Consider the following 15,344-nt stretch of genomic DNA (forward strand, 5'->3'; position numbering starts at 1 on the left):
CCCACGCCACCACCCCTAACCATCCTAGGAACCTGGGAACCCGGGGAAGTGACGTGGGGCCGGGCGGACGGGTTACTTTGCCGCGTTCAGGTCGTCGAGGGCCTGACTGGCGCCACGGTGCAGGGACACCGGGTCGGTCTTACGGGCGGTGTCCAGGCTGATCTCCTTGGCCGCCGCGTTGGCCTGTTCGAGTTGCGGCTTCCGGTCGAAGAGCGCCTTGGTCAGTACGCAGACCAGGTTCGCGTCGAGGTCCTCCTTCACCAGCAGGAAGTTCGGTACCACGATGGTCTTGACGTCGGCCGGCGTGCCGTAGGTGGCGGCCGGAATGGCGCTCTCCTCGTACACCGGGTTGATCTTCTTCATCTCGGCCAGCAGCGGGGTGATGTCCAGGAAGCTGACCTGGTCCTTGGCCGTGGTGAGCAGGTCGGTGATGCCCGGCGTCGGCAGGCCGCCCGACCAGAAGAGCGCGTCGATCGAGCCCTCCTTCATCCCGTCGACGGTCTTGGCCAGGTCCAGCCGCTGCGCCTGTACGTCCTTGGCCGGGTCCAGCCCGGCGGCCTGGAGCAGCCGGTTGGCGATGACCTCGGTACCCGACTTCGGCGAGCCGGTGGAGACCCGCTTGCCCCGCATGTCAGCCACCGACTTGATCCCGGCGTCGTTGCGGACGATCACTTGGGTGTAGTTCGTGTGGATCCGGGCCAGCGCCTGCACCGGCTGCCGCTGCCCCTCGAAGCTGCCGGTGCCCTGCACCGCGTCGGCGGCGGTGTCGGCCAGCGAGAACGCCACCGCGTACGTCCCGGCGACGAGTTGTTGGATGTTCTGCACCGAGGCTCCGGTCTCGGCCGCGGTGGCCTTGACCTTGCTGCCCGGGGCGTTGGAGACCTGCTCGGCGTACGCGTTGCCGAGCGCGAAGTAGACCCCGGTCGCGTTGCCGGTGGCGATGCCGATCCGGGTCTCCGTACCCACCTCACAGGTGACGTCGCCACCCGCGTCGGTGCTGGCGGTGTCCTGCCGGCCACCACAGCCGGCCAGACCGGCCAGGCCCAGACCGGCGGCGGTCACCGCTGCCAGGATCCTCGTGCTACGTCTCATTTCGCATCCTCTCCCACGCTCGAACCCATTCCCTGGTCCCTCTGGCCGCTGTCGCCCTCCGCCACCCGGGCAGCGCCGCCCGCCCGCGAGGCATCCCCCTGCGACGCATCCGTCCGCGAGGCATCCGCCCGGGAGGCATCCGGCCCGGAGCCGCCGTCGACCCGCCAACCGCCACCCGCCCGGGAGTCACCGGAGACCCGCGAGCCGCCGGCCGCCGGGGAGTCACCGGAGACCCGCGAGCCGCCACCCGCCCGCGACCCGCCGCCCGCCCCCGAACCAGGGTCGGTCGACTCCGGCGTACTTTCCGGTGCGCCATCCGGCCGCTGCGTCTCCACCCCGTCCGCCGCGTCCTCGACACGTCCGTCGATACCATCCCTGGCGCCCGGCAGAGCCGGGTCCCGAGAGCTGAGCGGAGCCGGGTCAGGAGAGCTGGGCGGAGCCGGGTCCCGAGGGCTCGGCACGGTCGGGTCGGGCCCCTCGACCACCACCGCACCGGCTCCGGAGGTACGACGGTGCCGGGCCAGCGCCGTCAGCACGGCGACGACCAGCAGTCCACCGCCGATCGCGATCGACACCGGGTGCAGGTAGAGCAGCAGCAGCCCGGCAACCGCGCTGAGGGTCCGTTCGACCGTGCCGGCCGGTCCGACCCCGAGCAGCCAGCCACCGGTCGCCACGGCGAGCGCCGCCACGCCGAGACAGCCGACCAGCCCCGCCCAGAGCACCTCGACCGGTGAGCCCCGGCCGAGCAGGTACTCCCCCGGCCCGGTGAGCACGAAGGCGATCGGGGCGAGGAACGCCGGCAGGGCGTACTTCAGCGCCTGCCACATGGTCGGCACCGTCCGGCCACCGGTGATCGCCGCCGCGCCCACCGCCGCCAGCGCGGTCGGCGGGGTGACCTCGGAGAGCACGGAGTAGTAGAAGACGAACATCGCGGCCGCCGGAGCCGGTACGCCGAGCGCGAGCAGCGCCGGCCCGATGATCACCCAGCCGATGATGAACGAGGCGGTGACCGGTACGGCGAGCCCGAGCAGCGAGAGCGCCACCGCCGCGAAGACCACGGTCAGCGCCAGTACCACGGTCGGGTTGTCGGTCAGCGCCTCGGCGCCCCGGACCAGCAGCGAGGCGAACTGCGCGCCGAGCCCGGTCTTGGTGGTGGTGGCGGTGATGATGCCGGCCGCGCCGCAGACCGCGGCGACCGGGAGCACCCCGCGGACCCCGGCGGAGAGGGCGGTGAAGAGCCGTCGTGGCGTCAGCCAGCTCCGTCGGTCGAGGAAGCTGAGCAGCACCGCCAGCCCGGTGGCGTAGACGACCGCACGGGTGGCGCTCATTCCGAGCGCGAGCAGGACGACGATGACGATCAGTGAGGAGAAGTGGTAGCCGAACCGACCCAGCAGCCGCCACACGGAGCCGGCGGCCACCTCGACCGGGCGTACCTTGAACCGGCGGGCGTCGATCTCGACGGCGAGCAGGATGCCGAGGTAGTAGAGCAGGGTCGGGATCACCGCCCAGCCGAGCACGGTCAGGTAGGAGACCTCGAGGTACTCGGCGACGATGAACGCCGCCGCACCGAGCGTCGGTGGGGAGAGGATCGCGCCGACGCCGGCCGCCGCCAGCATGCCGCCGGCGTGTTCGGCCGGGTAGCCGGCGCGGCGCAGGATCGGCCAGGTGACCGCGCCGACGCTGACCGCGGTGGCGGTACCGGAGCCGGATACGGTGCCGAGCAGGAACCCGGAGGCGACGGCGGTGCGGCCGGCCGCGCTGCGGGAGCGCCGGAACGCCGCCACCGACAGGTCGACGAAGAACCGTCCGGCGCCGGAGAGGTCGAGTACCGCACCGTAGATCGTGAACAGCACGATGTAGGTGGCGGCGACGTCCAGCGGGGTGCCGTAGAAGCCGCTGCCGGAGTTGTAGAGCGCGTCGACGATCTGTCCGAAGTCGAGCCCGGCGTGCGCGATCGCCCAGCTCTGCGGCAGCAGCCCGCCGTAGTAGCCGTAGCCGAGGAAGAGCAGGCAGACCACCGGCAGGATCCAGCCGGTGGTGCGCCGGCACGCCTCGACCAGGAGTACCAGCAGCAGCGCGCCCATCAGCACGTCGACCGGGGCGAGCAGCCCCTGCCGGTCGAGGAAGGCGTCGTAGCCACCGCCGGCGTCGCCGATCGCCAGCGGCAGCACCGGATAGAGACAGACGACCAGGGCGAGCCCGGCTAGCAGCCAGTCCGGCACCGTCGGCAGGTCCCGGCGCGACCCGCCCGGAGCATCCTGATCGGGTACCCGACGACGCCCGCCCGCCGGCAGCCGGCTCGCCAGCCGGTCCGGCAGCCGCAGGCCCGACCGGTACCCGAGGAAGACCAGTGGCAGCACGCCGGTCAGGAAGACGATCAGATAGAACTGGCTGCCCTGGGCCAGTGGCCGGAACACCTGCCAGAGCACCAGCAGCGCGACGGCGAAGGCGACCACCGCCACCCCGACCTCGACCGGGCCGGTGAGTTGCCGGGCCGGCCGTTCCTCGTCGTCGTAGCTGACGACGGCGGTGGCGACGTCCGGGGTGGCCAGGGCGGGAATCTCGTCCCGCCCGATCCGGACGGACGACTCCGCCGGATGCTGACCAGGACCGGGACCAGGACCGGGACCAAGACCGGGACCGCGGTCGGGATCGGGATCGGGACCGCGGTCGGGATCGGGACCGAGATCAGGGCCGGGGCCGGGATCGGGCGGGCCTGCCGGAGTTCCGGGGCTCGACCGTTCCAGGGTGGACCCGTCGGGTGCCGGCTCGGGTTCGGCGTCCGCCGCCGGAGGGATTTTGGCCACACCGTCTGGCATGTGCGGACACTACTACGGGGTACCGATGGTTGCGGATCTTTCCCGGTCCGGCGGTCGCTCCGCCGGGCCGGGCGGTTGACCGGTTGCGACGGCCGGTCGACACGCCGGCCGGGCCACCGCCGCGTCCCTGCTCGGCGGGCTGGCCGCGACTCGGCGACGGGTACGGGGACGTGCGGCTTCTGATGCGCTAGTGGACAGTCTGACCCGCTAGTAACTTATCCGACGTGTTGATAGCTTATTGTCTCCGCCGGAATGGGCTAACGTAACCGCGTGACGAGACGTGCGGCAGAGGTGCGCCTGGATGCGCTGCTACGCACCGCCTGCGACGTGATCGCGACGCGGGGCCTGGCCAACACGCGTACCGCCGACGTGGCGCAGGCCGCCGGGGTGAGCCAGGCGCTGGTCTTCTACCACTTCGCCACCAAGGAGCGACTGGTCGCCCAGGCGTTCGCGTACGCCGCCGAGCAGGATCTCGCCCGGGTCGACGCGGTCCTCCGGTCCCCGGCCACCCCGCTGGTCAAGTTGAAGAAACTGCTCCGGCTCTACGCCCCGCCGGGCCGGTCCCGGTCCTGGGCGATGTGGATCGACGGCTGGTCGGAGTCGCTGCGGACGCCGGAGCTGGAGAAGGTGTCCCGACGGTTGGACCTGCGCCGGCGGGAGGGGCTCGGCGAGGTGATCGCGGCCGGGGTCGAGGAGGGGGTGTTCAGCTGCGACGATCCGGCCGGGGCCGCCTGGCGGATCAACGCCCTGATCGACGGGCTCGCCGTGCAGCTGGCGGTGCACGACCGGGTGATCCCGCGCCGTCAGCTCACCGAGTGGGTGCGACTCTCGGTCGCCCGCGAGCTGGGGCTGCTCGCCGACCAACTGGACTGACCGCCGACCCGCCCGCTCGGCTCGGGCCACTTCCCCGGCGGCCGGTGGGCGTACCGGGGCAGAATCGGGTGGTGGATCTGCTGATGACGTACCGGCGCGCGGTGGCCGACTTCGCCGACCTGGTCGGCCGGGTCGGTGCCGACCGCTGGGCGGGACCGACGCCCTGCACCGACTGGGATGTCCGGACCCTGGCGCACCATGTGGTCTGGGAGGAGCGCTGGTCGGTGCCGCTCTTCGCCGGCGCGTCGCTGGCCGAGGTCGGCGACCGGTTCTCCGGTGACCTGCTGGGCGCCGACCCCGCCGCCTCGGCCCGGGACGCCGCCGAGCAGGCGTGCCAGGCCGTCGCCGACCCGGCCGTGCTGGACCGCCTCGTGGAGTTGTCGGCCGGGCCGACGCCGGGTCGGGAGTACCTGCACCAACTGCTGGCGGAGCACCTGGTGCACGGCTGGGACCTGGCGGTCGCGATCGGCGTCGAGCCCCGGCTCGATCCGGCCGGGGTACGGGAGTGTGCCCGGTGGTTCACCGAACGTACCTCGATGTACCGGGACAGCGGGCTGGCCGCGCCGGGGGTACCGGTGCCGCCGGAGGCGAGCGAGCAGGACCGGCTGGTCGCCGCGTTCGGCCGGGATCCGGGCTGGCGTCCCCCCTCCTGAGCGATCTCGCCGCAACTCCGCACCGACCGCCGGGAGTCCTGAATCGATTCATGCACCGGCGGTTATTCGTGCGACCAGGGCGGCTCCGCCCCGGTCGGTGAAGCCTCCATTGACAGGCCCCGCCCGGCGGCGGTACCTTCGTGCGGTTTGTTGAATGGTTTCATCACCGCCCGCCACCGGGGCGCGTGCACACACCCGGCGAGGGTGTGGCCGCCAGGAGCCGATGGGAAAGTCGACCATGACAACTGGGACCCTGCGCAGGCCGCCGCCCCGGCCCGCCGCACCGGGCGGCGCCGCCGCCGGAGCCCGGCCCCGATACCGACGCAACCGACCCGGGATCGCGTACCTCTTCCTCTCCCCCTGGGTCGTCGGGGCGCTGCTGCTGACCGTCGGTCCGATGCTCGCCTCGCTCTACCTGTCGTTCACCGACTACGACCTCTTCACCTCTCCGGAGTGGGTCGGGCTGGAGAACTACCAGCGGCTCTTCTCCGACGACGCGCGGTTCCTCGCCTCGGCCAAGGTCACCGCGACGTACGTGCTGATCTCCGTACCCCTGAAGCTGGCCGCCGCGCTCGCGGTGGCCCTGCTGCTCAACCGCAACCGGCGCGGACAGGGCTTCTACCGGTCGGCCTTCTACGCGCCGTCGCTGCTCGGCACCGGCGTGGCGATCGCGCTGGTCTGGCGGGCGATGTTCACCGACGCCGGGGTGGTCGACTCGGTCACCGGCAACTTCGGCTGGGACACCGGCGGCTGGATCAACGAGCCGGACTACGCGATCCATGTGCTGATCATCCTGGCCGTCTGGCAGTTCGGCGCGCCGATGGTGATCTTCCTGGCCGGTCTGAAGCAGATCCCGACCGAGCTCTACGACGCCGCCGCGGTCGACGGCTCCGGCACCTGGCGCACGTTCCGGTCGGTGACGCTGCCGATGCTCTCCCCGATCATCCTGTTCAACCTGGTGCTGGAGACGATCCACGCCTTCCAGGCGTTCACCCCGGCGTTCATCGTCAGCGGTGGCCGGGGCGGGCCGAGCAACTCGACCCTGTTCTACACGCTCTACCTCTACGAACGAGGGTTCTCGCAGTTCCGGATGGGTTACGCCTCGGCGATGGCCTGGATACTGCTGCTCGTCATCGCGATCATCACGGCGCTCTTCTTCGGCACCTCGCGCCGCTGGGTGTTCTACTCCGGGGAGGACCGGTGAGCACGCTCTCCGACGGCCTGTCGACCCGCACTCCGGCTACCCGCACTCCGGGGACTCGCCGGCCGGGCGCGACCGGGGCCCGGCTGCGTACGGCCGGCTGGCACGCGCTGATCATCACCGTACTGGTCCTGTTGCTGTATCCGGTGGTGTGGCTGCTGGCCACCTCGATCAAGCCGACCGACGAGATCCTCTCCAGCCTCAGCCTGCTGCCGAGCCGGCTGGCGCCGGAGAACTACTCCGCCGCGCTGGACGGGATCGCCGGGATCGGCATCTGGCAGTTCTTCACCAACTCGGTGATCGTGGCGGTCGGCTCGGTGATCGGCAACCTGGTCTCCTGCGCGCTGGCCGCGTACGCCTTCGCGCGGCTGCGGTTCCGGCTGCGCGGGCCGCTCTTCGCGTTCACCCTGTTGACCATCATGCTGCCGTACCACGTGGTGCTGATCCCGCAGTACACGATCTTCCAGAAGCTGGACCTGGTCGGCACCTTCGTACCGCTGATCCTGCCCAAGCTGCTCGCCACGGACGCGTTCTTCGTCTTCCTGATGGTGCAGTTCATCCGGGGCCTGCCCCGGGATCTGGACGACGCCGCCGAGATCGACGGCTGCGGCCCGGTGCTGACCTTCCGGTACGTGATCCTGCCGCTGCTCAAGCCGGCCCTGGTCACCACCGCGATCTTCACCTTCATCTGGACCTGGAACGACTTCTTCAGCCAGCTCGTCTACCTCAACGACCCGGAGACGTACACGCTGCCGCTGGCGCTGCGACTCTTCATCGACCAGACCAGCGAGTCGGCGTACGGGCCGATGTTCGCGATGTCGGTGCTGAGCATCGTCCCGGTGATGCTCTTCTTCCTGGCCTTCCAGCGCTATCTGGTGGAGGGGATCGCCACCTCCGGCCTGAAGGGCTGACGGGCCGGCCGGTTCGGGGGTATTCGGGGCGCGGGGTCGGTCAGGACGCCAGGACCGGCCCCAGCGCCTCGACCTCGTCCCGGGTCAGTTCGCCGTCCGCCACCACGATCCGGTGCCGGCGCCGCACCGAGGCGCCGGCCGGGACCGGCAGGGTCCGTTCGAAGGCGAGCGCGACGCAGACTCCGGGATAGATTCCGGTCCGCACGAACCAGTGGTCGCCGTCGGCCAGGCCGGCGAAGACCAGCGTGTACGGCCGTCCGCCGTCGGCCGCGCCGACCATCGCCAGCCACGGCTCGGTACTGCCGTTGACCCGCTCCTCCCCCTCGGCGCTGGCCGTGAAGGCCCGGTTGGGTCCCGGGGCGACCCGCCAGAAGAAGCCGCCGTAGCCGGCGCCGTCCGGCCGGCCGTTGGTGGCCGGGCTGCCGAGCACGATGTCCCGGTCGGCCGGTGCGGTCAGGGTGTAGCCGAAGTCGAGCAGCCAGGCGTCGGTCCGGTCGGCGAGCCCGGTGGCGGCGACCCGCCGCTCCTCGGTGAGCAGGGTCGCACCGGCCGGGTCGAGCCAGCGCAGCCGCTCGGCGAACCCGCCGTCACCGGGACCGCCCGCACCGGAACCGCCGTCACCGGGACCGCCCGCACCGGAACCGCCGTCGCCGGAACCACTCTCACCGGAACCGCCGTCGCCGGGACGACCGCCCCAACCGCTTCCGCCGGGCGCGCCGCTGCCCTCGGAATCATCGGCACCCGGGGCGGGCGGGTCGGGCAGCCAGCGGTCGTGCACGATCCGGCCGTGGTCGTCGAGCCAGGTGTAGCCGGCGTCCCGGACGTAGGTGCGGCCGCCCCAGAGGTTGGTACCCGAGACGTCCTGCATGGCGACCGACACCCCGAGGTGCCAGCGGTGGTCCTCCGGCAGCGTGTCGGTGACCACGACCCCGCCGAGGGTACGCACCGGATGCAGGTACGGCCGGCGCCCCCAGCGGAGGTCGACGTGCGGGTCGTCCAGGACGTACCGCGCCACGGTCTCGCCGCGCACCCGCAGCCGTACCCCGGTCGGGTCTTCGCCCATGCTCGCCGCCCTCTCTCCGTCGCTCCGCCGGTGCCGGCCGGCGACACCGGATGGGAAAGCGCTTCCCACACTCGGACAGGGTAGCGACGGTCGCGCCGCCGGAAAACCGCGCGGCGGAGGGCGCCAGCCGACGGCGAGGTGCACCCGGTGCGGTGCGCCGGAAGGTTACTGTCGATCGCACGCGGTAGACGGGCCGCTGCGGGTGGTGCGGGCAGGCGCACGGTGGTGCGCGACCGCCGGATAACCTTGACACGTTTCAGCCCGGCGGTCCGGGCTGCGGGAGGAGACGGTGGTGCCGGGACCAGCGGTGAGCATCCGCGACGTGGCCAGCCAGGCGGGCGTGTCGGTGGGCACTGTCTCCAACGTACTCAACCGGCCCGACATCGTCGCGGCGTCGACCCGTAACCGGGTGCTCGCCGCGATCAGCGAGTTGGGCTTCGTCCCCAACGACGCCGCCCGGCAGTTGCGCCGGGGCCGGGGCCGCACCCTCGGCCTGGTGGTGTTGGACGTGGCGAACCCGTTCTTCACCGACGTCGCCAAGGGCGTCGAGGACGCCACCGGCGCCGCCGGGATGGCGGTGATCTTCTGTAACAGCGACGGCGACCCGGGCAAGGAGAGCAGATATCTGGACCTGCTGGAGGAGCAGCGGGTCCAGGGGGTGCTGATCACCCCGGTCGACGACGCCAACGAGCGGCTGGTCCGGCTCCGGGAGCGGGGCGTACTCGTGGTCCTGCTGGACCGGCGCTCCACCCGGCCCGACGTCTGCTCGGTCGCGGTCGACGACCGGCTCGGCGGCGAGCTGGCGATGCGGCACCTGGTGGAGGCCGGGCACCGGCGGATCGCCTTCGTCGGCGGCCCGTGGCGGCTGGAGCAGGTGCGGGACCGCTACCACGGCGCCGTGCACGCGCTGGGCGAGGCCGGGCTCGCCGAGGAGGAGACCCTGCGCCGGTTCGAGACGCCGAGCCCGACCGTGGCGGCCGGCCGGGACGCCGCCTCCCGGATCCTCGGACTGCCCCGGTCGGCCCGGGCCACCGCGGTCTTCTGCGCCAACGACCTGCTCGCGCTCGGAGTGCTTCAGGAGTTGACCCGGCAGCAGGTGCGGGTGCCGGAGGACATCGCGCTGGTCGGCTACGACGACATCGACTTCGCCGCCGCGGCGGCGGTGCCGCTCTCCTCGGTACGCCAGCCACGGCAGCGGCTCGGCCAGACGGCGGCACAGTTGATGCTGGACGAGGCGAACGACCCGGAGAACCACCAGCACAAGCAGGTGATCTTCGAGCCGGAGCTGGTGGTCCGGGAGTCCAGCCAGTACGCGCGTACCCCGGGCTGACCCTGCGGATCGCCCCGGTTTCTTGACAGTTCGATGACGGCGCTCGTATGTTGAGTGCGGCTTGTTGAAACGGTTCATTTGTTGGGAGGCCCGCCGATGCGGCGAGTGTGCTTCGTCCTGCGGGTCCGGCCCGACCGGCTGGCCGAATACCGGCAACGCCACGCGGCCGTCTGGCCCGAGATGCTCCGGGCGCTGCACGCGGCCGGCTGGCACGACTACTCCCTCTTCCTGCACGACGACGGGCTGCTGGTCGGGCACTTCCGCACCGAGGACCTGGCCGCGTCCCTCGCCGCGATGGAGGCCACCGACGTCAACGCCCGGTGGCAGGCCGAGATGGCCCCCTTCTTCGTCGGGCTGGACGGACGCCGCCCCGACGAGGGGTTCGTCGTCCTCGACGAGATCTTCAACCTGGACGCGCAACTCGCCGCGCTGGACGACACCACGCTGGACCGCACCGCGCTGCACGACACCGCGCTGGACCGCACCACGCTGGACCGCACCGCGCTCGACAACGGCGCGCCGGACAACACCACGCTCGACACCACGGAGGCCTGATATGACCGAGACCGACGTCCGGGCGGCGCTGCGCGCGCAACGGATCGAGGTGCCCTCCTGGGCGTACGGCAACTCGGGCACCCGGTTCAAGGTGTTCAGCCAGCCCGGGGTGCCGCGCAACCCGGAGGAGAAGATCGCCGACGCGGCGCAGGTGCACGCCTTCACCGGAGTCGCCCCGGTGGTCTCGCTGCACATCCCCTGGGACCGGGTCGACGACTTCGGCAAGCTCGCGTCCTACGCGGCGGAGCGCGGGGTGCGGATCGGCACCATCAACAGCAACGTCTTCCAGGACGACGACTACCGGCTGGGCAGCGTCACCAACCCCGACCCGCGAATCCGGCGCAAGGCCCTCGGCCACCTGCTGGAGTGCGTCGACATCATGGACGTCACCGGGTCGCGGGACCTGAAGCTGTGGTTCTCCGACGGGACCAACTATCCCGGCCAGGACGACATCCGGGCCCGGCAGGACCGGCTCGCCGAGGCGCTGCACGCCACCTACGAGCGGCTCGGCCCGCAGCAGCGGATGCTGCTGGAGTACAAGTTCTTCGAGCCGGCCTTCTATCTGACCGACGTACCGGACTGGGGCACGGCGTACGCGCACTGCGTCAAGCTCGGCGAGCGGGCCCAGGTGGTGATCGACACCGGCCACCACGCCCCGGGCACCAACATCGAGTTCATCGTCGCCTTCCTGCTCCGGGAGGGGAAGCTCGGCGCCTTCGACTTCAACTCGCGCTTCTACGCCGACGACGACCTGATGGTCGGCGCGGCCGACCCGTTCCAGCTCTTCCGGATCATGCACGAGATCGTCCGGGCCGACGCCCTGCGGGCCGACTCCGGCGTCAACTTCATGCTCGACCAGTGCCACAACATCGAGCCGAAGATCCCGGCGCAGATCCGTTCGGTGATGAACGTCCAGGAGGCGACCGCCAAGGCGCTGCTGGTCGACGCCGAGGCGCTGGCCGCCGCCCAGGCCGCCGGGGACGTGCTCGGCGCCAACGGGGTGCTGATGGACGCCTACAACACCGACGTACGGCCGCTGCTGGCGGAGGTACGCCAGGAGATGGGCCTCGACCCGGACCCGATGGCCGCGTACGCCCGCTCCGGTTACGCCGAGCGGATCGCGGCCGAGCGGGTCGGCGGGCAGCAGGCTGGTTGGGGGGCATGAGCATGGGCACCGCACGGACCAATACGGAGGTCGCCGCGCTGCTGGGCCGGGGCCACCGGCTCGGCGCCGACCGGCGCAACACCAACTACGGCGGCGGCAACACCTCGGCCAAGGCGACCGGGGCGGACCCGGTCACCGGCGGCCCGGTCGAACTGCTCTGGGTCAAGGGCTCCGGCGGGGACATCGGCACGCTGACCGAGGCGGGGCTGGCGGTGCTCCGGCTGGACCGGCTCCGCTCCCTGGTCGACGTCTATCCGGGGGTGGACCGCGAGGACGAGATGGTCGCCGCCTTCGACTACTGCCTGCACGGCCGGGGCGGCGCGGCGCCGTCGATCGACACCGCGATGCACGGCCTGGTCGACGCCGCGCACGTCGACCACCTGCACCCGGACGCCGGGATCGCGCTGGCCACCGCCGCCGACGGGCCGGAGCTGACCCGCCGCTGCTTCGGCGACCGGGTGCTCTGGGTGCCGTGGCGCCGGCCCGGCTTCCAGCTCGGCCTGGACATCGCCGCGATCGCCCGGGACAACCCGCAGGCGATCGGCGTGATCCTCGGCGGGCACGGGATCACCGCCTGGGGCGCCACCAGCGACGAGTGCGAGGCCCGGTCGCTGGAGATCATCGAAACCGCGACCCGGTTCCTGGCCGAACACGGCCGGGCGGAGCCGTTCGGCGCGGTGCTGCCCGGGTACGCGGCGCTGCCGGCCGAGCAGCGCCGGGAACGGGCCGCCGCGCTCGCCCCGACGCTGCGCGGGCTGGCCAGCACCGACAGCCGGCAGCAGGGGCAGTTCCAGGTCGGACACTTCACCGACGACGAGGCGGTGCTCGACTTCCTCTCCCGGGCCGAGCACCCGAGGCTGGCCGCGCTCGGCACCTCCTGCCCGGACCACTTCCTGCGGACCAAGGTCCGGCCGCTGGTACTGGACCTGCCGCCGGACGCGCCGCTGCCGGACGTACTGGCCCGGCTGCGGGAGCTGCACGAGGAGTACCGGAAGGACTACCGGGCCTACTACGAGCGCTACGCCGAGCCGGGCTCACCGCCGATCCGGGGCGCCGACCCGGCGATCGTGCTGGTGCCCGGGGTCGGGATGTTCAGCTTCGGCCGGGACAAGCAGACCGCCCGGGTGGCCGCCGAGTACTACCTCAACGCGATCAACGTGATGCGCGGCGCCGAGGCGGTCTCCCGGTACGCCCCGATCGACGAGGCGGAGAAGTTCCGGATCGAGTACTGGCAGCTCGAAGAGGCGAAGCTGCGCCGGATGCCGAAGCCGAAGGCGCTGGCCGGCCGGATCGCACTGGTCACCGGCGGCGGCTCCGGGATCGGCGCGGCGATCGCCCGGCGGCTCGCCGCCGAGGGTGCCTGCGTGGTGGTGGCCGACCGCAACCTGGAGGGCGCGGCGTCGGTGGCGGCGGAGATCGGCGGCGCCGACCGCGCGGTCGCGGTGTCGGTGGACGTCACCGAGGCGGCCGGGATCGACGGGGCGTTCGCCGAGGCAGCGCTCGCCTTCGGCGGGGTCGACCTGGTGGTCAACAACGCCGGGCTCTCCATCTCGAAGCCGCTGCTGGAGACGACCGAGGCGGACTGGGACGTCCAGCACGACGTGATGGCGAAGGGTTCCTTCCTGGTCTCCCGGGCCGCCGCCCGGCTCATGCTCGACCAGGGGCTGGGCGGAGACATCGTCTACGTCTCCAGCAAGAACTCGGTCTTCGCCGGGCCGAACAACATCGCGTACAGCGCGGCGAAGGCGGACCAGGCGCACCAGGTACGCCTGCTCGCCGCCGAGCTGGGCGAGCACGGCATCCGGGTCAACGGGGTCAACCCGGACGGCGTGGTACGCGGCTCCGGCATCTTCGCCAGCGGCTGGGGCGCCCAGCGCGCCGCCGTGTACGGGGTACCGGAGGAGGAACTCGGCGCCTACTACGCCCGGCGTACCCTGCTGAAGCGGGAGGTGCTGCCGGAGCACGTCGCGAACGCGGTCTTCGCGCTGACCGGGGGCGAGCTGTCGCAGACCACCGGACTGCACGTACCGGTCGACTCCGGCGTGGCCGCCGCGTTCCTTCGATGAGCACGGCGTTCCTACGATGAGCACGGCGTTCCTCCGATGACCGGCTCGACCGCCGTCGCCGCCGTCGACCTCGGCGCGGCCAGCGGCCGGGTGATGCTCGCCGAGGTCGCCGCCGACGGGGTGAGCCTGACCGAGGTGCACCGGTTCGACAACGGGCCGGTGCGGCTCCTCGACACGCTGCACTGGGACGTCCCCCGGCTCTACGCCGAGATGTTGACCGGGCTGCGGGCGGCGCTGCACCGCCGGCCCGACCTGGCCAGCGTCGGCATCGACTCGTGGGCGGTGGACTACGGGCTGCTGGATGCCACCGGCGCGCTGGTCGGCAACCCGGTGCACTACCGGGACCGGCGTACCGACGGGGTGCCGGAGCGGGTGGTGGCGGCGCTCGGCGCTGACTATCTCTACCGGACGACGGGGCTGCAACTGCTGCCGTTCAACACGCTGTTCCAGCTCAGCGCCGAACTCGGCACCCCGGCCCTGGACCGGGCGCAGACGATGCTGCTGATCCCGGACCTGCTCGGCTACTGGCTGACCGGGGTCGCCGGGAGCGAGGTGACCAACGCCTCGACGACGCAACTGCTGGACGTGCGTACCCGGGAGTGGTCGACCGACCTGATCGCCCGGGCCGGGTTGCCGGCCCGGCTCTTCGGGCCGCTGCGCCAGCCCGGTGACCGGGTCGGCGAGCTGCGCCCGGAGGTCCGGGAGGCGGTCGGGACCGACCGGCCGGTGCCGGTGACCGCGGTCGGCTCGCACGACACCGCGTCGGCGGTGGCGGCGGTACCCGCCGAGCACGACCGGTTCGGCTACATCTCCTGCGGCACCTGGTCGCTGGTCGGCGTCGAGCTGCCCGCGCCGGTGCTGACCGAGGCGAGCCGGGCGGCGAACTTCACCAACGAGGCCGGGGTGGACGGGACGGTCCGCTACCTGCGCAACGTGATGGGGCTCTGGCTGCTCCAGGAGTCGCTGCGGGTCTGGCGGTCGCAGGGGCTGGCCGACGACCTGACCGACCTGCTCGCCGCCGCCGCCCGGGCACCCTCGCTGGCCGCCGTGGTCGACCCGGACGATCCGGTCTTCCTGCCGCCGGGCGACATGCCGGCCCGGATCGCCCAGGCGTGCGAGCGGCGCGGCGAGCCGGTACCGCAGGGCCCGGCCGCGCTGACCCGGTGCATCCTGGACAGTCTGGCCCTGGCCCACCGGGTCGCGCTGCGCCAGGCGCGTGAGCTGTCCGGTCGGGACGTGGACGTGGTGCACGTGGTCGGTGGCGGCGCCCGCAACGAGCTGCTCTGCCAGCTCACCGCCGACGCCTGTGGACTGCCGGTGGTGGCCGGGCCGGTGGAGGCGACCGCGCTGGGCAACGCGCTGGTGCAGGCCCGGGCGCTGGGCGTACTCGACGGCGGGCTGGCGGAGCTGCGGGCGCTGCTGCGGCGTACCGGATCGACCCGGACCTACCGGCCGCGGCCCGGCGGCGAGGCCGCCTGGCGGGCGGCGGCGGAGCGGGCCGGGCTGGCCGACGGGTAGCCGCTGTCCTCCCCCGCCCGGCGGCGGTCGCCGGGTTTCCCGCCGGTCGTGAGTGCCGCTCGCAAGCCACAAAACACGCCTATCACGGTATTTATCTG

General features: G+C 72.3%; 12 protein-coding genes. 9 read left to right on the plus strand and 3 right to left on the minus strand.

The window, feature by feature from the left end:
* Positions 1–72: 72 nt before the first annotated feature.
* On the minus strand, positions 73–1,092 hold the full coding sequence (locus tag C6361_RS30000; RefSeq protein ID WP_107269792.1) for a TAXI family TRAP transporter solute-binding subunit: 1,020 nt from the start codon (positions 1,090–1,092) through the stop codon (positions 73–75).
* Positions 1,089–3,911: a TRAP transporter fused permease subunit gene (locus tag C6361_RS30005; protein ID WP_234359108.1), complete on the minus strand. Its 2,823-nt coding sequence runs from the start codon at positions 3,909–3,911 to the stop codon at positions 1,089–1,091. Before C6361_RS30005 ends, C6361_RS30000 begins: the two co-directional genes overlap by 4 nt.
* Before the next feature lie 270 nt (positions 3,912–4,181).
* Between C6361_RS30005 and C6361_RS30015 the strand changes: the two genes are divergently transcribed.
* The 4 genes from C6361_RS30015 to C6361_RS30030 all read left to right on the plus strand — a co-directional run bounded on the left by C6361_RS30015 (position 4,182) and on the right by C6361_RS30030 (position 7,549).
* Positions 4,182–4,784, plus strand: coding sequence for a TetR/AcrR family transcriptional regulator (locus C6361_RS30015; RefSeq protein WP_107269793.1), 603 nt, complete (start codon positions 4,182–4,184; stop codon positions 4,782–4,784).
* 71 nt (positions 4,785–4,855) lie between these two features.
* A complete protein-coding gene (locus tag C6361_RS30020; RefSeq protein WP_107263976.1) occupies positions 4,856–5,437 on the plus strand; it encodes a TIGR03086 family metal-binding protein in 582 nt (193 codons plus the stop codon).
* Positions 5,438–5,675: 238 nt separating this feature from the next.
* A complete protein-coding gene (locus C6361_RS30025; RefSeq protein WP_107269794.1) occupies positions 5,676–6,641 on the plus strand; it encodes a carbohydrate ABC transporter permease in 966 nt (321 codons plus the stop codon).
* Positions 6,638–7,549, plus strand: a complete 912-nt coding sequence (locus tag C6361_RS30030) for a carbohydrate ABC transporter permease (protein WP_234359109.1) — start codon at positions 6,638–6,640, stop codon at positions 7,547–7,549. Before C6361_RS30025 ends, C6361_RS30030 begins: the two co-directional genes overlap by 4 nt.
* Positions 7,550–7,589: 40 nt before the next feature.
* On the opposite strand, the gene C6361_RS30035 is transcribed toward C6361_RS30030, so the two are convergent.
* Positions 7,590–8,612: a PmoA family protein gene (locus C6361_RS30035; protein WP_107269795.1), complete on the minus strand. Its 1,023-nt coding sequence runs from the start codon at positions 8,610–8,612 to the stop codon at positions 7,590–7,592.
* A 292-nt stretch (positions 8,613–8,904) separates the two neighbouring features.
* On the opposite strand from C6361_RS30035, the gene C6361_RS30040 reads away from it, so the two are divergent.
* The 5 genes from C6361_RS30040 (at position 8,905) to C6361_RS30060 (ending at position 15,246) form a co-directional block, all read left to right on the plus strand.
* On the plus strand, positions 8,905–9,942 hold the full coding sequence (locus C6361_RS30040; RefSeq protein ID WP_234359110.1) for a LacI family DNA-binding transcriptional regulator: 1,038 nt from the start codon (positions 8,905–8,907) through the stop codon (positions 9,940–9,942).
* A gap of 96 nt (positions 9,943–10,038) precedes the next feature.
* Entirely contained in the window at positions 10,039–10,497 is a 459-nt protein-coding gene (locus tag C6361_RS30045; protein ID WP_107269796.1) for an L-rhamnose mutarotase, read from the plus strand.
* Between the two features lies 1 nt (position 10,498).
* Positions 10,499–11,662, plus strand: coding sequence for an L-rhamnose isomerase (rhaI, locus tag C6361_RS30050; protein WP_107269797.1), 1,164 nt, complete (start codon positions 10,499–10,501; stop codon positions 11,660–11,662).
* A gap of 2 nt (positions 11,663–11,664) precedes the next feature.
* Complete coding sequence (locus tag C6361_RS30055) at positions 11,665–13,728, plus strand: bifunctional aldolase/short-chain dehydrogenase (RefSeq protein ID WP_107269798.1); 2,064 nt, start codon at positions 11,665–11,667, stop codon at positions 13,726–13,728.
* Positions 13,729–13,764: 36 nt separating this feature from the next.
* Positions 13,765–15,246, plus strand: a complete 1,482-nt coding sequence (locus C6361_RS30060) for a rhamnulokinase family protein (protein WP_107269799.1) — start codon at positions 13,765–13,767, stop codon at positions 15,244–15,246.
* The last annotated feature ends 98 nt before the right edge of the window (positions 15,247–15,344 follow it).

The sequence above is a fragment of the Plantactinospora sp. BC1 genome (genome assembly GCF_003030345.1).
GTDB lineage: Bacteria > Actinomycetota > Actinomycetes > Mycobacteriales > Micromonosporaceae > Plantactinospora.

What these genes read in the sequence shown, in the direction of transcription:
- C6361_RS30000 (WP_107269792.1), bottom strand. Translation starts at nt 1,092, where the DNA reads ATGAGACGTAGCACGAGGATCCTGGCAGCGGTGACCGCCGCCGGTCTG.
- C6361_RS30005 (WP_234359108.1), bottom strand. Translation starts at nt 3,911, where the DNA reads ATGCCAGACGGTGTGGCCAAAATCCCTCCGGCGGCGGACGCCGAACCC.
- C6361_RS30025 (WP_107269794.1), top strand. Translation starts at nt 5,676, where the DNA reads ATGACAACTGGGACCCTGCGCAGGCCGCCGCCCCGGCCCGCCGCACCG.
- C6361_RS30035 (WP_107269795.1), bottom strand. Translation starts at nt 8,612, where the DNA reads ATGGGCGAAGACCCGACCGGGGTACGGCTGCGGGTGCGCGGCGAGACC.
- C6361_RS30045 (WP_107269796.1), top strand. Translation starts at nt 10,039, where the DNA reads ATGCGGCGAGTGTGCTTCGTCCTGCGGGTCCGGCCCGACCGGCTGGCC.
- rhaI (WP_107269797.1), top strand. Translation starts at nt 10,499, where the DNA reads ATGACCGAGACCGACGTCCGGGCGGCGCTGCGCGCGCAACGGATCGAG.
- C6361_RS30055 (WP_107269798.1), top strand. Translation starts at nt 11,665, where the DNA reads ATGGGCACCGCACGGACCAATACGGAGGTCGCCGCGCTGCTGGGCCGG.
- C6361_RS30060 (WP_107269799.1), top strand. Translation starts at nt 13,765, where the DNA reads ATGACCGGCTCGACCGCCGTCGCCGCCGTCGACCTCGGCGCGGCCAGC.